Origin of the sequence: Pseudomonas sp. YuFO8, assembly GCF_035065025.1 — a bacterium.
In the GTDB taxonomy this organism is placed as follows: Bacteria; Pseudomonadota; Gammaproteobacteria; order Pseudomonadales; family Pseudomonadaceae; genus Aquipseudomonas; species Aquipseudomonas putida_AE.
This window is the reverse complement of record NZ_JAXDEQ010000045.1, coordinates 35,514-51,593: the sequence shown is the minus strand read 5'-3', so window position 1 is coordinate 51,593 and position 16,080 is coordinate 35,514. Positions and strand designations below refer to the sequence as shown.

General features: G+C 59.3%; 9 protein-coding genes and 1 pseudogene. 5 read left to right on the top strand and 5 right to left on the bottom strand.

Going from position 1 to position 16,080, the window contains the following annotated elements:
• From SOP95_RS27145 to SOP95_RS27130, 4 genes and pseudogenes are all read left to right on the top strand, one after another.
• A pseudogene (locus SOP95_RS27145) lies at positions 1-653 on the top strand (PAAR domain-containing protein); the annotation flags it as partial.
• Positions 650-1,033, top strand: coding sequence for a hypothetical protein (locus SOP95_RS27140; RefSeq protein ID WP_323608933.1), 384 nt, complete (start codon positions 650-652; stop codon positions 1,031-1,033). The pseudogene SOP95_RS27145 and the gene SOP95_RS27140, both read left to right, overlap by 4 nt.
• Positions 1,034-1,160: 127 nt before the next feature.
• A complete protein-coding gene (locus tag SOP95_RS27135) occupies positions 1,161-1,460 on the top strand; it encodes a hypothetical protein (protein ID WP_323608932.1) in 300 nt (99 codons plus the stop codon).
• Between the two features lie 307 nt (positions 1,461-1,767).
• The gene (locus tag SOP95_RS27130) at positions 1,768-2,604 is read left to right on the top strand and encodes a 23S rRNA (adenine(2030)-N(6))-methyltransferase RlmJ (protein WP_323608931.1); all 837 of its coding nucleotides are present in this window, start codon (positions 1,768-1,770) and stop codon (positions 2,602-2,604) included.
• A gap of 110 nt (positions 2,605-2,714) precedes the next feature.
• Here the strand turns inward: SOP95_RS27130 and msrA are convergent, their stop codons facing one another.
• The 5 genes from msrA to aceE form a co-directional block, all read right to left on the bottom strand.
• Entirely contained in the window at positions 2,715-3,362 is a 648-nt protein-coding gene (gene msrA, locus SOP95_RS27125) for a peptide-methionine (S)-S-oxide reductase MsrA (RefSeq protein WP_323608930.1), read from the bottom strand.
• Positions 3,363-3,424: 62 nt separating this feature from the next.
• On the bottom strand, positions 3,425-6,118 hold the full coding sequence (locus SOP95_RS27120; protein ID WP_323608929.1) for a putative bifunctional diguanylate cyclase/phosphodiesterase: 2,694 nt from the start codon (positions 6,116-6,118) through the stop codon (positions 3,425-3,427).
• A 263-nt stretch (positions 6,119-6,381) separates the two neighbouring features.
• On the bottom strand, positions 6,382-7,776 hold the full coding sequence (locus tag SOP95_RS27115) for an alkaline phosphatase D family protein (RefSeq protein WP_323608928.1): 1,395 nt from the start codon (positions 7,774-7,776) through the stop codon (positions 6,382-6,384).
• A gap of 263 nt (positions 7,777-8,039) precedes the next feature.
• On the bottom strand, positions 8,040-10,010 hold the full coding sequence (gene aceF / locus SOP95_RS27110; RefSeq protein WP_323608927.1) for a dihydrolipoyllysine-residue acetyltransferase: 1,971 nt from the start codon (positions 10,008-10,010) through the stop codon (positions 8,040-8,042).
• Between the two features lie 11 nt (positions 10,011-10,021).
• Positions 10,022-12,667 (bottom strand): pyruvate dehydrogenase (acetyl-transferring), homodimeric type, encoded by a 2,646-nt coding sequence (aceE, locus tag SOP95_RS27105; protein ID WP_274076039.1) that lies wholly within the window; start codon positions 12,665-12,667, stop codon positions 10,022-10,024.
• A 383-nt stretch (positions 12,668-13,050) separates the two neighbouring features.
• Here aceE and glnE point away from each other — a divergent pair, with 383 nt between their 5' ends.
• On the top strand, positions 13,051-15,990 hold the full coding sequence (glnE, locus tag SOP95_RS27100) for a bifunctional [glutamate--ammonia ligase]-adenylyl-L-tyrosine phosphorylase/[glutamate--ammonia-ligase] adenylyltransferase (RefSeq protein WP_274076038.1): 2,940 nt from the start codon (positions 13,051-13,053) through the stop codon (positions 15,988-15,990).
• Positions 15,991-16,080 lie beyond the last annotated feature (90 nt).

The following is a 16,080-nucleotide window of genomic DNA, read 5'->3' as shown; positions in this document are numbered from 1 at the left end:
AGAACAACCTGGATAACGTAGGCAATGCCTTGAGGGATATTGAAGCGTTGCAACAGAATACGCTGCAGAGAGATGGGCACCTGCGCTCGCCAGCATTCTTTGCAGAGCGCCAGCGTCTGCTTGCACAACTGAACAGCCATATGACGGCACTGACCCGCAAGGGCATTGGATTCCCTGACCATATCAACTTGAAAAAAATGTTGGGTATTTCCAGCCAAAGCCTGGTCCACCACTGGACCAATGCCAGTCCAGCGGGGCAAATACCGGGTCATGTCACCCATCTTGAAGGTGTGGCGAAGGCTTCTAAATACGTCAAATACGGCGGTTGGCTCGGGACAGCCGTCGGCGGAGGAGCATCTGTCTCGAAGGTTCGAGAAGTGTGTACTGCGGGAAACACCGAGGCATGCGAACGGGTTAGATTTACTGAAACAGGAAGTTTTGTTGTTGGTGTCGGCGGCGGTATGGGGGTCGGCTGGATGTTAAGTGCCCCAGTTGTCGGTGCACTGTGTATTGGATTAGGGGTGCCTACAGGCGGGATAGGCACTTTGGCATGCAGCATCGTCGTGGCTGGCGCTGGAGCTTACGCAGGTGGCGAAATGGGTGGAAAGCTTGGTGAACTAATTGGTGAGGTGGTGTATGAGGCGACGAAATGAGTACCGCAGGAATTGTTGTTGGTATTTTGAGTTGTTTCGTAGGCGTTGGTCTTTTCATTTGCATCGCCATTGCCCTTTACTTGGGTTATACCCAAGGTGAGCAGATGTCTAAGTGTTTCAAGAATAGTGCTTCAAGTATAACTAGTGCGACGCATAGACACTCAGGCCCTTACGGAAAAATACAGCTTGTGGGAGGAATTTCTTTTGTGGTGACATTTCCTCGGTTTTTTTTAAAGCACGGAATCCTCGATGCTGCAGATGCTCGAAACTTCCCCTTGCACTACAAACGAAAGCTTATAGCGCTGCAATGGAGCTTTATAGGGGTTTTTATCTCTATGGCGTTACTAGCCTGTCTAGGCTGGTCAGGAATACTAGATTAGCTAGAAAATTGGCGAGGATTTTTCGAGATCACTCAATGAGCATAAAGCGTTGCAGACGCACTATTCCTAGCATCAGGACTGGTAGTTTTTTGGTGGGGCACTTGTTGCTTTTGGAGTCGCACTGTACTTGGGTTACACCAAGGGTGACGTCTTGTCCGAGCATTTCCAAAACAGCTCCTTCCTCCTGACCTTCGGCATAAATAGGCGTTCAAGTTTTTATGGCAGGATACAGTTGATAGGGAACATCTCTAGCATTCTTACATTTCCCGGATTTTTCCTTGAACGAGGTCTGGCCAGCGCTGAGGACATAGACAGCTTCCCGCTAAAACTTAAGCAGCAGCTTGTAATGCTGCAATGGAGTTTTATCGGACTTATCGCTGCAATGGTATTGCTGGTCATAATAGAAAAGTCAGGAGTGCTTAGCTGAAACACACAAAATCTATACCGAGAGCGGCTGGGGGCTGCGGGGGGGGGCTATACCAAGATGGATGTTCTCTTTGGACAAAGTGGGTGCTAGTTGCGGGGGCGGTCTTCGGCGCGGGGGTAGGTATTGTCACAAGATCAAGATCAAAAGATCGCAGCCTTCGGCAGCTCCTACAGGTGTCAGATCCATCTTGCGCGATCCTTGTAGCTGCCGAAGGCTGCGATCTTTTGACGTTGAGGGCCACTCAGCCCCCAACCCCTGACTTGCTGGCCGGTAAAAGGTAAACTTGCCGGCCTTCGCAGGAGCAACCATGAATTATCGCCACGCCTTCCATGCCGGCAATCACGCCGATGTGTTCAAACACCTGACCTTGACCCGCCTCATCGCACTGATGTCGCGCAAGGAGCAGCCGTTTGCCTATCTCGACACTCACGCCGGCATTGGTCTGTACGACCTTCAAGGCGATCAGGCCAGCCGTACCGGTGAGTACCTGGAAGGCATCGCGCGTTTGTGGGATCAGCCGGATCTGCCGATCCTGACGGCTGATTACATGCAGGTGCTGCATGAGATGAACCCGGATGGACAGTTACGCTATTACCCGGGGTCGCCGGAGTTGGCGCGGCGCCTGACGCGTGCGCAGGACCGTGTGTTGCTCAACGAGAAACACCCGGAAGACGGCGTGTTGCTCAAGGACAATATGGCCGGGGATCGGCGGGTCAAGGTGCATCTTGGTGAAGGCTGGCATGTGCCGCGGGCGTTGCTTCCAGTGCCCGAGAAGCGCGCGGTGATGTTGATCGATCCGCCGTTCGAAAAGCTCGACGAGATGCAGCGCTGTGCAGCGTCCTTGAAAGAGGCTGTGGGGCGGATGCGCCAGACCGTGGCGGCGATCTGGTACCCGGTGAAGGATCAGCGCGCATTGCGCCGTTTCTATCAGGACCTGGCCGGTACCGGTGCGCCGAAGTTGTTGCGGGTCGAGTTGCTGGTGCATCCGTTGGATACGCCTAACAGCCTGAACGGCTCCGGTTTGGCGATTGCCAATCCGCCGTGGGGGCTGGAGGAAGAGTTGCGTGAGTTGCTGCCGTGGTTGTCCGAGAAGCTTGGGCAGACGCAGGGCGGGTGGCGGATGGATTGGTTGATTGCCGAGTAATGCTCGGCCTGTAGGAGCCGGCTTGCCGGCGAAGGGGCCCGTAAACCTTGTGGTGATCTATCGGCCGTCTTCGCTGGCAAGCCAGCTCCTACAAAAGATTTTGCGTCAAATCAGATCGGGCAAGTCACGCCCGTACCGCCAATCCCGCAATAACCTTCCGGGTTTTTCGCCAGATACTGCTGGTGATAAGCCTCGGCGAAGAAAAACGTCGGCGCTTCGTCGATTTCGGTGGTGATGATGCCCTTGCCGGCCTTGGTCAGTTCGACCTGGAACACCTGCGCGCTTTTTTTCGCGGCTTCCAGTTGGCTCGGGTTGGTCGCGTAGATCACCGAGCGATACTGGGTGCCGAGGTCATTGCCCTGGCGCATGCCCTGGGTCGGGTTGTGCAGTTCCCAGAACATCTTCAGCAGCGCTTCGTAGCTGACTTTTGCCGGCTCGTAGACCACCAGCACGACTTCGCTATGGCCGGTCAAGCCAGAGCAGACTTCTTCGTAAGTCGGGTTCGGGGTGAAGCCGCCAGCGTAACCCACGGCCGTACTGACCACGCCTTCACGCTGCCAAAACCTGCGTTCCGCGCCCCAGAAGCAGCCAAGGCCGAAGATCGCGAAATCCACGTCCATCGCGAACGGGCCCAGCAGCGGCGCGTCGTGGACGAAGTGTTTTTCCGGCACGGTCATGGGGGTTTCACGGCCAGGCAGAGCTTGTTCTTTGGTAGGGAGCACGTTTTTGTTCACCAGAATTTCCGAGCGCAGAACCATCTTCAGTCCTCTCAGTCATTGAAATAGTTAGAGATGCAGTGTGCCCGAGTGTTGGCTCGCTGTCAGGCGATCGGGCCGCGCGGATAGCGTTTGAGCCTGTCGATCAGGTCGAGGCCCGGGATCGGTTTGTCGAACAGGTAGCCCTGGCCAACGTCGCAACGGTGGCGACGCAGGAAGGCCAACTGCTCGGCGGTCTCGATGCCTTCAGCCACGACCTTGAGCTTCAGGTTGTGGGCCATGGCGATCACCGCGGAGGTGATTTCCATGTCGTCCTGGTTATCCGGGATCTCGTGGATGAAGCTTCGATCGATCTTGATGATGTCGATGGGGAATTTTTTCAAGTAGCTGAGCGACGAGTAACCGGTGCCGAAGTCGTCCATCGCCAGGGTCAGGCCCAGGCGCTTGAGCTGGTCGAGCTGCAGGTGAGTGTCTTCGGTGGCTTCCAGCAGCAGGCCTTCGGTCAGTTCCAGCTCCAGCAGGCGCGACGGCAGCGCTTCTTCCTTGAGGATGTTGGCGATGGACGCCACCAGGTCCGGGTCGGAGAACTGCTTGGGTGACAGGTTGATGGCCACCTGCAGGTTGCCCAGGCCGGCGGCCGTCAGCGCCTTGCTCATGCGGCAGGCCTGGCGGGCGATCCATTTGCCGATCGGTATGATCAGGCCGGTTTCTTCCGCGACGCTGATGAACTGGTCTGGGCGGATCATGCCTTTTTCCGGGTGATTCCAGCGCAACAGCGCTTCCATCCCCAGCAGGCGTCCGCTGCGCAGGCAGAGCTTGGGTTGGTAGAACACGTCCAGTTCGTTCTGGGTCAGGGCGCGACGCAGGTTGTTTTCGACGAACAGCTTGTAGCTGGCCTCGGCGTTCAGGGCTTCGGTGAAGACCTGCACCTGATGTTTGCCGTTGGCCTTGGCCTTGTGCAGGGCCAGCCCGGCGTTGCGCATCAGGGTCTGCGGGTCGCGCCCATGCAAGGGGGCACAGGCCAGGCCGACCGAGCCGGTCACGCTGATCAGCTGGTTGTCGACGAACATCGGTTTGTCGAGGGTCGTGAGCAATTGGTTGGCGACCTGCTGCCCGAGTTCAAGGCCCGTGTTGTCCAGCAGCACCGCGAATTCGTTACTGGCAAACCGCGCCAGGCTACCACCCGGGTTGAGGCTGTTGCGCAGGCGCCGGGCCAGGCTGATCAGCAGCTTGTCGCCGGTCTGATGGCCGAGGCTGTCGTTGATCCGCTTGAAGTTGTCGATGTCGACCAGCAACAGGCTGATCGGCGCGTCGCTGTCGCGGGCGAAGCGTTCGTCGAGGTTGCGAATGAAGGCCGGGCGGTTGCCAAGGTTGGTCAGGTTGTCGGTATAGGCCAGGCGCTCGATGCGTTGCTGGGCGAGCTTGGTCTGGGTGATGTCTTCATAGATGCCGATGTAATGGGTCAACTCGCGGTTGTCGCCATAGACCTTGGAGATCGACAGCTGGCCCCAGTAGGGTTCGAGGTTTTTGCGGCGGCTCTTGAATTCGCCCTGCCAGCTGTTGCTCTTGGCCAACGCGGAGGGCGCGTCGAACAGCAGTTCACTGAGGTTCTCCAGTGCCGGCAATTCCGCCAGGCGCTGGCCGTGGACTTCTTCGGTGGTGTACTGGGTAATCGCCGTGAAGCTCGGGTTGACGTACTCCACGATGCCATCGCAATTGACCAGCAAAAAGGCGTTGGCGCTTTGCTCGACCGCCCGCTGGAACAGATGCAGGGCGCTGGTGGCGGTGCGTCGGTTGTGATTGTTGATGACCTGGGCGAATTGATCCGCCAACTCGCCGGCAAAGGCGATTTCGTCCGACTGCCAGGCGCGGGTCGCACCGGTTTGTTCCAGGCACAACACGCCGACCACCTGGCCGTCGACACGGATGCTGGCATCGAGCATCGCATTGACGTCCCGCGGGCGCAGGCTTTCGGCCATGTCCCGGGTGCGCGGGTCGCGCATGGCGTTGTGGGCATCGATGGCGCGGCCGGTATGCAGGGCGTCGAGGTAATCGGGGAATATGCTGACGTCGATCGGCGCCGGCAACAGGTATTCCTGGGTCGAGCGGTGATAGGCCGAGATGGGCGCCAGCATCGAGCCTTCCAGGTGCCACAGGCTGGCGCAGTCGATCTGGTAAATCTCGCAGGCGCTGCGCGTGATCAGTTCGGCGGCTTCCCGCAGGGAATTGTTGCTGCTGTAGCGCTGGCGGGTCAGCAGCAGGATCAGGTCCTGCTGGGCACGCGCCCGGTCCAGATGTTGCAGTTGCTCCTGCTGGGCGCGCTGGTTGAGCTCCAGGGCGATTTGCAGGCGCGAGTTCTGGGTTTCGAGGTCCAGCGCCGGCAGCAGCGGGTCATCCTCGAACAGGCCGTCAATGACCAGCAGGTAACCGCGCAACAGGTGTCGATTGTGTTGTTTGTAGGCTTCGCCCAGTTCCAGCAGGCTCAGCGAGCCAGAGGCGGTGTGCAGGGTGTAGCGGATCAGATAGTGGGTGCTTTCGCTCAACTGCGCCTGAATCGCATCGTGCAGCTGATAGCGAGCTTCCGGCTCCATCAGGCTGGCGTAGGGCGAGCCGACCAGGGCGCACAGCTCCACCGCCGGCAGGCCGAACTGGCGTTCGCAATTGGGGTCGAGAAACAGCAGCGCCCAGCTTGGTTCATTCAGCCGTTCGAAACGCAGCATGCCGAGCCGCGAGGGCACAGGCAGCTGCGTCACTACCTCGGCCACCATACGGCTGGCGGCATCGGGTTGGCTTTTCATGGAGGGAAACTCGCTTCGAATATGCTGATCGCGCCGGGCTCTCGCCCTCTTTACTGTTGCCTGCGGCAAGGTTGCATCATTGCGACACTGACTGACAAGAGAGATGAAGGCCAAGTGCTATAAGAATATGTCGGCAGCAGTGAAGATTTCTCCAGCGCACGACTGAAAGATTGTATTAGGCCGAAAGGTTCGCAGCCTTCGGCAGCTCCTACAGGGGGTTGTGTACTCCTGTAGGAGCTGTCGAAGGCTGCGATCTTTTGCGTTTAACGCAGCAAAATACTGACCGCCTGTAACAGGCCGCCATCCCGGTCGTGATAGCGCACATGAACCTGCTCCGAATCGACGATCAGGTGCGCGAAGTTATCCTGGCTGATCACATCACTGGTCAGCGCGTGTCGGTAATCGCCCCCAGCGGTTCGGGCCAGGGGTTTATCGAGGATGAAGGTGGAGGCCTTGGCATAGGGCAGCAGCTTGCTGTTGCACAGGGGCGAGGAGACGATGGTATGCACTTCGAAGCTCGGGTCCGTGCTGTGGGTCAGACGGCTGGTCAATGAGCCGTGGACGTCGCCTGAAATGATGAAGACATTTTTGATGGCGTATGTGCGAATCGTTTCAAGCAGCCGTAGTCGTTGCGCGGGAAAGCCTTGCCAGGCGTCGTTGTCCGGGCGTTTGTTGTCGGGGTAGAACATGACGCTGGTGACCACGAATTTGACCCGGGCCGAACTGTTGATCAGCCACTCGCACAAGGCCTGCTCCTGCTCGATATCGAGGATGCGTCGGTCGTTGGCTGCAAGATTGCGTCGGGTACGGGTGTCGGTGACGAACCATTCGATATCACCGTCGGTGAACTGGTACCAGTATTTGTCCAGTTTTCGGTTGATTTGCCCATCGGCGCAGAGTTCGTATGCCGGGCCATGGCTGGCCTGGTATAACTCATAGGCGTTCATCGCATTGGCATATAGAAAGTCATCGGACTTGTTTCTGTTGGCTGGCCAATTGTCCTCGATCTCATGATCATCGAGGGTCATATAAGTTGGCAGGGCTGACATTAACTTTGCGATATGTGGCTGTGAAAAGGCCACGCGATATTTGCGAAGAATATCCTTGAGTTCGCGGTCTGGGGCAATGAAGTTCAAATCATCAACGTAGATCTGGTCACCGGTCATCAGCATTGCACTGACAGGCGGATCGGCCTGCTCGGCCAGTCTTGCTATTGACGCGAATATCCTGTCACCCAGATGCGGTTCGGCCGCAATGCCTGCGGTCAGCCGCAGATAGCGACAAGAGCCCGTGACATAGGCCTTGGGTTGTGCGGCCTGGCTTGAGCGGGTGCGCAGTCGATGGATTTGCCGAGGCCACTGCAAGGGCAGTTCCTGGATTGTCTCTACAGAGGAAACAGGCTTGATCGGGTTGAACCAGCCGGCTTGATATTCATGCACGGTGTCGGCGGTCAGGTTGTTGAGAACCAGGACGGCGGACATGTCACGGGCTTTCTCGAGTTCGGCGAAAGTACCCTTTGACCAGTTCTCGTCACCGAGGCGCCGATAACGAATGCCGGCAAATGCACGTGCGTCTTTATTTGCCTCTCCACGCAAAAAGATGCGTGCGTGGTTAGTTGTGGTGTGGCCAATGATTGGCCCGACTGTAGGTTTAAACATGTTCGAATCCATTCGGTTGGTATTAACGAGCAATCGGCTTTAAATGGCCGTGCAAGCAGGCTAGTTATTTGGCCTTGAAAAATACCGGGCTGAAATGGACTCGACTTGTGGGGGATATCAGCCACAAATGTAGGAACTCATCTAATGAGTAAAAAACACCGGGCAAAAAAAGCCCCGCCAAATTGGCGGGGTTGAGGTACGAGCGTGGCGCTCGGAAAACGTGAAACGCGACAGGCCCTCCGGTAAGGGAGGGCCGGCCGGTGTTACAGCAGGATGGTGCGGATGTCCGCCAGCAGGTCGCTCAGACGCTTGGTGAAGCGTGCAGCAGCGGCGCCGTTGATCACACGGTGATCGTAGGACAGCGACAGCGGCAGCATCAGTTTCGGCTGGAAGGCTTTGCCGTCCCAGACTGGCTGGATGGTTGCCTTGGAAACACCGAGGATCGCCACTTCCGGCGCGTTGACGATCGGCGTGAAGCCGGTGCCGCCAATGTGCCCGAGGCTGGAAATGGTGAAGCAGGCGCCTTGCATCTCGTCCGACGAGAGCTTTTTGGTCCGGGCTTTTTCAGCCAGGGAAGCAGCTTCGGCAGCCAGTTGCAGCAGGCTCTTCTGGTCGACGTTCTTGATGACCGGTACCAGCAGGCCATCCGGAGTGTCGACGGCGAAGCCGATATTCACGTATTTCTTGCGGATGATCGCTTTGCCGCTTGGCGCCAGCGAGCTGTTGAAGTCCGGCAGTTCCTTGAGCAGGTGCGCGCAGGACTTGAGCAGCAACGGCAGGATGGTCAGCTTGACGCCGGCCTTCTCTGCGACGGCTTTCTGGGCGGTACGGAACGCTTCCAGCTCGGTGATATCCGCCGAGTCGAATTGCGTCACGTGCGGCACGTTCAGCCAGCTGCGGTGCAGGTTGGCAGCGCCGACCTGCATCAGGCGGGTCATCGGCACTTCTTCGATTTCACCGAAGCGGCTGAAGTCCACGACCGGAATCGGCGGGATGCCCGCGCCACCGGTAGCGCCAGCAGCAGCGGCCGGTGCTTCCTTGGCCTTCTGCATCATGGCTTTGACGTAGACCTGCACGTCTTCCTTGAGGATGCGACCGTGCGGACCGCTGGCACCAACGGCGCTCAGCTCGACACCGAATTCGCGGGCCAGTTGGCGCACGGCAGGGCCGGCGTGAACCTTGGCGCCAGGCCTGGCTGGAGCGGCAACCGGTGCGGCAGCCGCAGGTGCAGCGGCAGCAGGAGCCGCAGGGGCTGGCGCAGGAGCGCTCGGAGCGGCAGCGGCAGGTGCCGCAGCAGCGGCCGGGGCAGCGCCTTTGACTTTCAGCTTGAGGATCAGGTCGCCGGTACCGACTTCGTCGTCCAGCTTGACGGAGACGCTCTCCACCACGCCAGCGGCAGGCGATGGAATTTCCATGCTCGCCTTGTCGGATTCCAGGGTGATCAGCGACTGGTCGGCTTCAACGGTGTCGCCGGCCTTGACCAACACTTCGATGATCTTGGCCTTGCCCGCCGAACCGATGTCCGGAACGTGGATGTCCTGGACGCTGTCGGCAACCGGAGCAACCGGAGCAGCCGGAGCGGCAGCGGCTGGCGCAGGAGCAGCGGCAGCAGGAGCGGCAGCCTGGGCCGGAGCGGCAGCAGCCGGTGCCGCAGCACCCGCCACTTCCAGGTCCAGGATCAGGTCGCCGGTGCCGACTTCGTCGTTGAGCTTGACGCTGATGGCCTTGACCACGCCAGCGGCAGGCGACGGGATTTCCATGCTGGCCTTGTCGGACTCCAGAGTGATCAGCGACTGATCAGCTGCGACGGTGTCGCCGACCTTGACCTGGATCTCGATGATCTGTGCCTTGCCCGACGAACCGATGTCCGGCACGTGCACTTGCTGAACCGAAGCGGCAGCAGGCGCAGCAGCAGGAGCGGCCGGCGCTGGTGCAGCGGCCGGTTTCTCTTCTGCTTTTGCAGCAGCAGGCGCAGCTGCAGCCGCAGGAGCAGCAGCGGCACCTTCGACTTCAAGCTCCAGCAACTCGTCGCCTTCTTTCAGGCGATCGCCCAGCTTAACTTTCAGGCTCTTGACGATACCGGCCTTCGGCGCAGGCACTTCCATGCTCGCCTTGTCCGATTCCAGCGTCAGGATGCTTTGCTCGGCTTCGATACGGTCGCCGACCTTCACAAACAGTTCAATTACTTCACCTTCACCGCTGCCGATGTCAGGTACGCGAATGAGTTCGCTCACAGAATCTCTCCTCAGCAGTCCAGTGGGTTGAGTTTTTCCGGGTTGATACCGAACTTCGCGATGGCTTCAGCCACGACCTTAGGTTCGATGTCACCACGGTCAGCCAGTGCTTCCAGGGCTGCCAACACCACGAAATGACGGTCAACTTCGAAGAAATGACGCAGTTTCTTGCGGCTGTCGCTGCGGCCGAAACCGTCGGTGCCCAGGACTTTGAATTCCTTGGACGGTACCCACTGACGGATCTGCTCGGCGAACAGCTTCATGTAGTCGGTCGAGGCAATGACCGGACCTTTACGGCCGTTCAGGCACTCTTCCACATAGCTCAGCTTAGGCTTCTGGCCAGGGTGCAGACGGTTGGTGCGCTCAACGGCCAGGCCGTCGCGACGCAGTTCGTTGAAGCTGGTGACGCTCCACACGTCGGCGCCGACGTTGAACTCTTCACGCAGGATCTTCGCTGCTTCACGGACTTCACGCAGGATGGTGCCGGAGCCCATTAGCTGGACGTGGTGCGCCGCTTCGCGGGTGTCTTCCTCGAGCAGGTACATGCCTTTCTTGATGCCTTCTTCGGCACCGGCCGGCATGGCTGGCTGCTGGTAAGACTCGTTCATCACGGTGATGTAGTAGAAGACGTCCTGTTGCTCTTCGGTCATCTTCTTCATGCCGTCCTGAATGATCACCGCCAGCTCGTAGCCGTAGGTTGGATCGTAGGTGCGGCAGTTCGGGATGGTCGCGGCCAGCAGGTGGCTGTGACCGTCTTCGTGTTGCAGGCCTTCACCGTTCAGGGTGGTACGGCCGGCGGTACCGCCGATCAGGAAGCCACGGGTACGGCTGTCGCCAGCGGCCCACGCGAGGTCGCCGATACGCTGGAAACCGAACATCGAGTAGAAGATGTAGAACGGCAGCATCGGCTGGTTGTGGCTGGAGTACGAAGTACCGGCAGCGATGAAGGAGCTCATGGCGCCCGCTTCGTTGATGCCTTCTTCGAGGATCTGGCCCTTCTTGTCTTCCTTGTAGAACATCACCTGGTCTTTATCGACTGGCTCGTAGAGCTGGCCGACGGACGAGTAGATGCCCAACTGACGGAACATGCCTTCCATACCGAAGGTACGGGCTTCGTCCGGGATGATCGGCACGATGCGCGGACCGATTTCCTTGTCCTTGACCAGTTGCGCGAGAATGCGCACGAAGGCCATGGTGGTGGAGATTTCACGGTCGCCCGAGCCGTCGAGGATAGCCTTGAGGGTATCCAGTGGCGGCGTCGGTACGCTGAAGCTTTGTGCGCGACGCTGTGGCACGAAACCGCCCAGTGCAGTGCGGCGCTCGCTCAGGTAGCGGGCTTCGGCGCTGTTTGGCTCCGGTTTGAAGAACGGCAGGTTTTCCAGCTCTTCATCTTTAACTGGAATGTCGAAGCGATCGCGGAACAGCTTCAGGCTTTCAACATCAACCTTCTTGGTGTTGTGCGCGGTGTTCTTCGCTTCGCCGGCACCGGTGCCATAACCCTTGATGGTCTTGGCCAGGATGACGGTCGGTTGTTCCTTGTGGTTGACCGCTTCGTGGTACGCCGCGTAGACCTTGTACGGGTCGTGGCCGCCACGGTTGAGTTTCCAGATCTCGTCATCGGACAGGTCTTCGACCATCGCCTTGAGTTCTGGCGTGTTGAAGAAGTGTTCACGCACGAACGCGCCGTCTTTGGCTTTGTAGTTCTGGTACTCGCCGTCGATGACTTCGTCCATGCGACGTTGCAGGATGCCGTCGACGTCCTTGGCCAGCAGTGGGTCCCAGAAACGGCCCCAGATGACTTTGGTCACGTTCCACTGGGCACCGCGGAACACGCCTTCGAGTTCCTGGATGATCTTGCCGTTGCCGCGAACCGGGCCGTCGAGGCGCTGCAGGTTGCAGTTGATGACGAAGATCAGGTTGTCCAGCTTCTCGCGGCCAGCCAGGGAGATCGCGCCCAGGGATTCCGGCTCGTCGCACTCGCCGTCGCCCAGGAAGCACCAGACTTTCTGCTTGCCGGCAGGAATGAAACCGCGGGCTTCCAGGTACTTCATGAAACGCGCCTGGTAGATCGCCTGGATCGGGCCCAGACCCATGGATACGGTCGGGAACTGCCAGAAATCAGGCATCAGCCAAGGGTGCGGGTAGGACGACAGGCCCTGACCGTCCACTTCCTGACGGAAGTTGTTCATCTGGTCTTCGGAAATGCGGCCTTCCATGAACGCACGGGCGTAAACGCCTGGCGAGGTGTGGCCCTGGAAGTAGATCAGGTCGCCGCCGTGTTCGTCGGTCGGGGCCTGGAAGAAGTAGTTGAAGCCGATGTCATACAGGGTCGCACTGGAAGCGAAGCTGGAGATGTGACCGCCGAGGTCAGAATCTTTCAGGTTCGTACGCATTACCATGGCCATCGCGTTCCAGCGTACCAGCGAGCGAATGCGGCGTTCCATGAACAGGTCGCCAGGCATGCGTGCTTCGTGGGTTACCGGGATGGTGTTGCGGTAAGGCGTGGTGATGGCGTAAGGCAACTGCGAACCGCTGCGGGTTGCGAGTTCACCCATACGGGTCATCAGATAGTGAGCACGGTCTTCGCCTTCTTTGTCGAGAACCGATTCCAGGGCGTCCAGCCATTCCTGGGTTTCGACGGGATCGAGGTCTTGCATGGCTTGCTCCAGGGCGGAAAGGCTACCAGAATCGGTTGCCTGAGTTAGCGACTGGCCTTGTGGGCAGACGTTATGAATTCTTGGATTGCCGATAGGTTGGTCCGGCGGTGTGTAGTTTTACTACAAATCATCCGGCATTTCAGCCTTGCTAATGTATATACGAGTAGTAAAACTACAGATGAGCGGCTTGTGGCCCCCGGCTGCGTTGTGAGAATAATCGTTAAGGTTGGTATTTTGCCAACCGAAAAAGGTGAAAGCTTGATGTTCGCTGCCGATAAAAAAGAATTTTCAGCTATTTCTAACCTTTGTTCGACACTCCTTCAGGTAGTGGGTTTGCGAGATTCACTACATGCTGACCGTCACACGCCGATCAAGGATAGACCATGAGCCTGCCCCCGCTTGCCGACCTGCCCGCCATTCTGTTGCCGTTTGTCACTCGCGCCGAGCAGTCGTTCCGTACTGCCGTCGAGGCATTGGATGACGACCATCGCCTGTCCGCGTGGACACCTGAACGCTGGGCGCAATTTGCCCGCGTCACCGCTGCCAGCGACTTCGTCACTGAACAAAGCGTGCGTGATCCGCGGATGCTGCTGGAACTGGTGCAGTCCGGCGAGCTGGACCGAAGCTTTGCCTCCGGCGAGTTGTGCGCGCAAATTGCGGCAGCCGTGAACCTGGCCGAAACCGATGATCAACTCGGTCGGGCGTTGCGCCGCCAACGGGCGCGCCACCAAGTGCGAATCATCTGGCGGGACCTGACCCGCCAGGCTGATCTGATCCAGACCTGCCGCGACCTTTCGGACATGGCTGACGCCAGCATCGATCAAGCCTATCAATGGCTATACGCGCGGCACTGTCAGCAGTTCGGCGTGCCGACCGGCCGCCGCAGCGGCGAGCCGCAGCAGATGGTCGTCCTTGGCATGGGCAAGCTCGGTGCCGTTGAGCTGAATCTGTCGTCGGATATCGACCTGATTTTCGCCTACCCCGAAGGCGGCGAAACGGTCGGCGTTAAACGCTCGCTGGATAACCAGGAATTCTTCATTCGTCTCGGCCAGCGCCTGATCAAGGCCCTGGACCCGATGACCGTCGACGGTTTCGTGTTCCGCGTCGACATGCGCCTGCGACCTTATGGATCGTCGGGCGCGCTGGTATTGAGTTTCAACGCGCTGGAGCAGTACTACCAGGACCAGGGTCGTGACTGGGAACGCTACGCGATGATCAAGTCGCGGGTGGTCGCTGGCGATCAAGTGGCCGGTGCGCAGCTGCAAGAGATGCTGCGCCCCTTCGTTTACCGGCGCTACCTGGACTTTTCCGCCATCGAAGCGCTACGCACCATGAAGCAGCTGATCCAGCAGGAAGTGCGGCGCAAGGGCATGGCCGACAACATCAAGCTCGGCTCCGGTGGCATCCGTGAGGTGGAGTTCATCGCCCAGGCCTTCCAGCTGATTCATGGCGGTCGCGATCTGAGTCTGCAGCAGCGTCCATTATTAAAAGTGCTGAGTACGCTGGAGGGTCAAGGTTACCTGCCGCCAGCGGTGATCAGTGAACTGCGCGAAGGCTACGAATTCCTGCGTTATACCGAACACGCGATCCAGGCGATTGCCGATCGCCAGACGCAAATGCTGCCCGACGGTGTCCAGGACCAGGCGCGCATTGCCTTCATGCTGGGCTTCGCCGACTGGTCGGCGTTCCATGAGCAATTGATGTACTGGCGTGGCCGTGTGGCCTGGCATTTCGGTCAGGTGATCGCCGACCCCGATGAAGAGCAGGGTGCCGAAAGCGAAGTGGTGGTGGGCGGTGAATGGCTGCCGTTGTGGGAGGAAGCCCAGGATGAGGAAGCCGCCTGCCGTCAGTTGCAGGAGGGCGGCTTCCTTGATGCCAGCAAAGCATTGAAGGCCTTGGCCAACTTGCGTGGCAGCCCGCAGTTGCGCGCCATGCAGCGTCTGGGGCGCGAACGTCTCGATGCCTTTATTCCGCGCTTGCTGGCTCAGGCCGTAGAGCATGCCAATCCGGATCTGGTGCTGGAACGGGTATTGCCACTGGTGGAAGCCGTGGCGCGTCGTTCTGCCTACCTGGTGCTGTTGACCGAAAACCCCGGCGCACTGCGACGCTTGTTGACCCTGTGCGCGGCTAGCCCGTGGATCGCCGAACAGATCACCCGTTTTCCGCTGTTGCTCGACGAGTTGCTCAATGAAGGCCGATTGTTCAAGCCGCCGTTGGCGCCGGAGTTGGCCGCCGAGTTGCGCGAACGCCTGACGCGGATTCCCGAGGACGACCTCGAGCAGCAAATGGAAGCCTTGCGTCATTTCAAGCTGGCGCACCGCTTGCGGGTCGCCGCTTCGGAAATCGCCGGCAGCCTGCCGTTGATGAAAGTCAGCGATTACCTGACCTGGCTCGCCGAAGCGATCCTGGAGCAAGTGCTGGCCCTGGCCTGGCGGCAAACGGTCGCCAAGTACGGCACACCGCTGCGCACCGATGGCACCTTGTGCGATCCCGGCTTCATCATTGTCGGTTATGGAAAAGTCGGTGGCCTGGAATTGGGGCATGGTTCGGACCTGGACCTGGTGTTCATCCATGATGGCGATCCACAGGCAGAAACCGACGGGCCGAAGTCGATCGATGGCGCGCAATTTTTCACCCGGCTGGGGCAGCGGATCATTCACTTGCTGACGGCGCAGACCAACTCCGGTCAGCTCTATGAAGTCGACATGCGCCTGCGGCCGTCCGGTGCATCGGGGCTGCTGGTGAGTTCGCTGGGGGCCTTTGCCCGCTATCAGGAAAATGAAGCCTGGACCTGGGAGCATCAGGCGCTGGTCAGGGCGCGGGTGCTGGTGGGGAGCGAGGATGTCGGTCGGGCGTTCGAGCAGGTTCGCGCGGCGATTCTGGGCAAGGCGCGCGACTTGCCGACCCTGCGCCAGGAGGTCAGCGAGATGCGCGCCAAGATGCGCGATAACCTGGGCAGCAAGAGTACCGCGGCCGGCACCGGGGCAAATGCCTTCGAGGCCACGGCGCCCTTCGACCTCAAGCAGGACGCCGGAGGTATCGTCGATATTGAATTTATGGTGCAATACGCGGCCCTGGCGTGGTCCGAAACACACCCGCCACTGCTGCGCTGGACGGACAACATCCGCATTCTGGAAGAGCTGGAGAAGGCAGGGCTGATGCCCGTCGAGGATGCCAGCCTGTTGCGTGAGGCTTATAAAGCCTACCGCTCCGCCGCCCACCGGCAGGCTTTGCAGAAGGATGCCGGGGTGATACCGGGCGACCAGTTCGCGGACGAGCGGCGACAGGTCATGCGGATCTGGCGTGAGCTGGGGCTAAGCTGAAACGCGCCTGTCGGAGCGACTGGATTCAAATGTGGGAGCGGGCTTGCTCGCGAAAGTGGAGTGTCAGGCAACATCAATGTTGGATGTGAT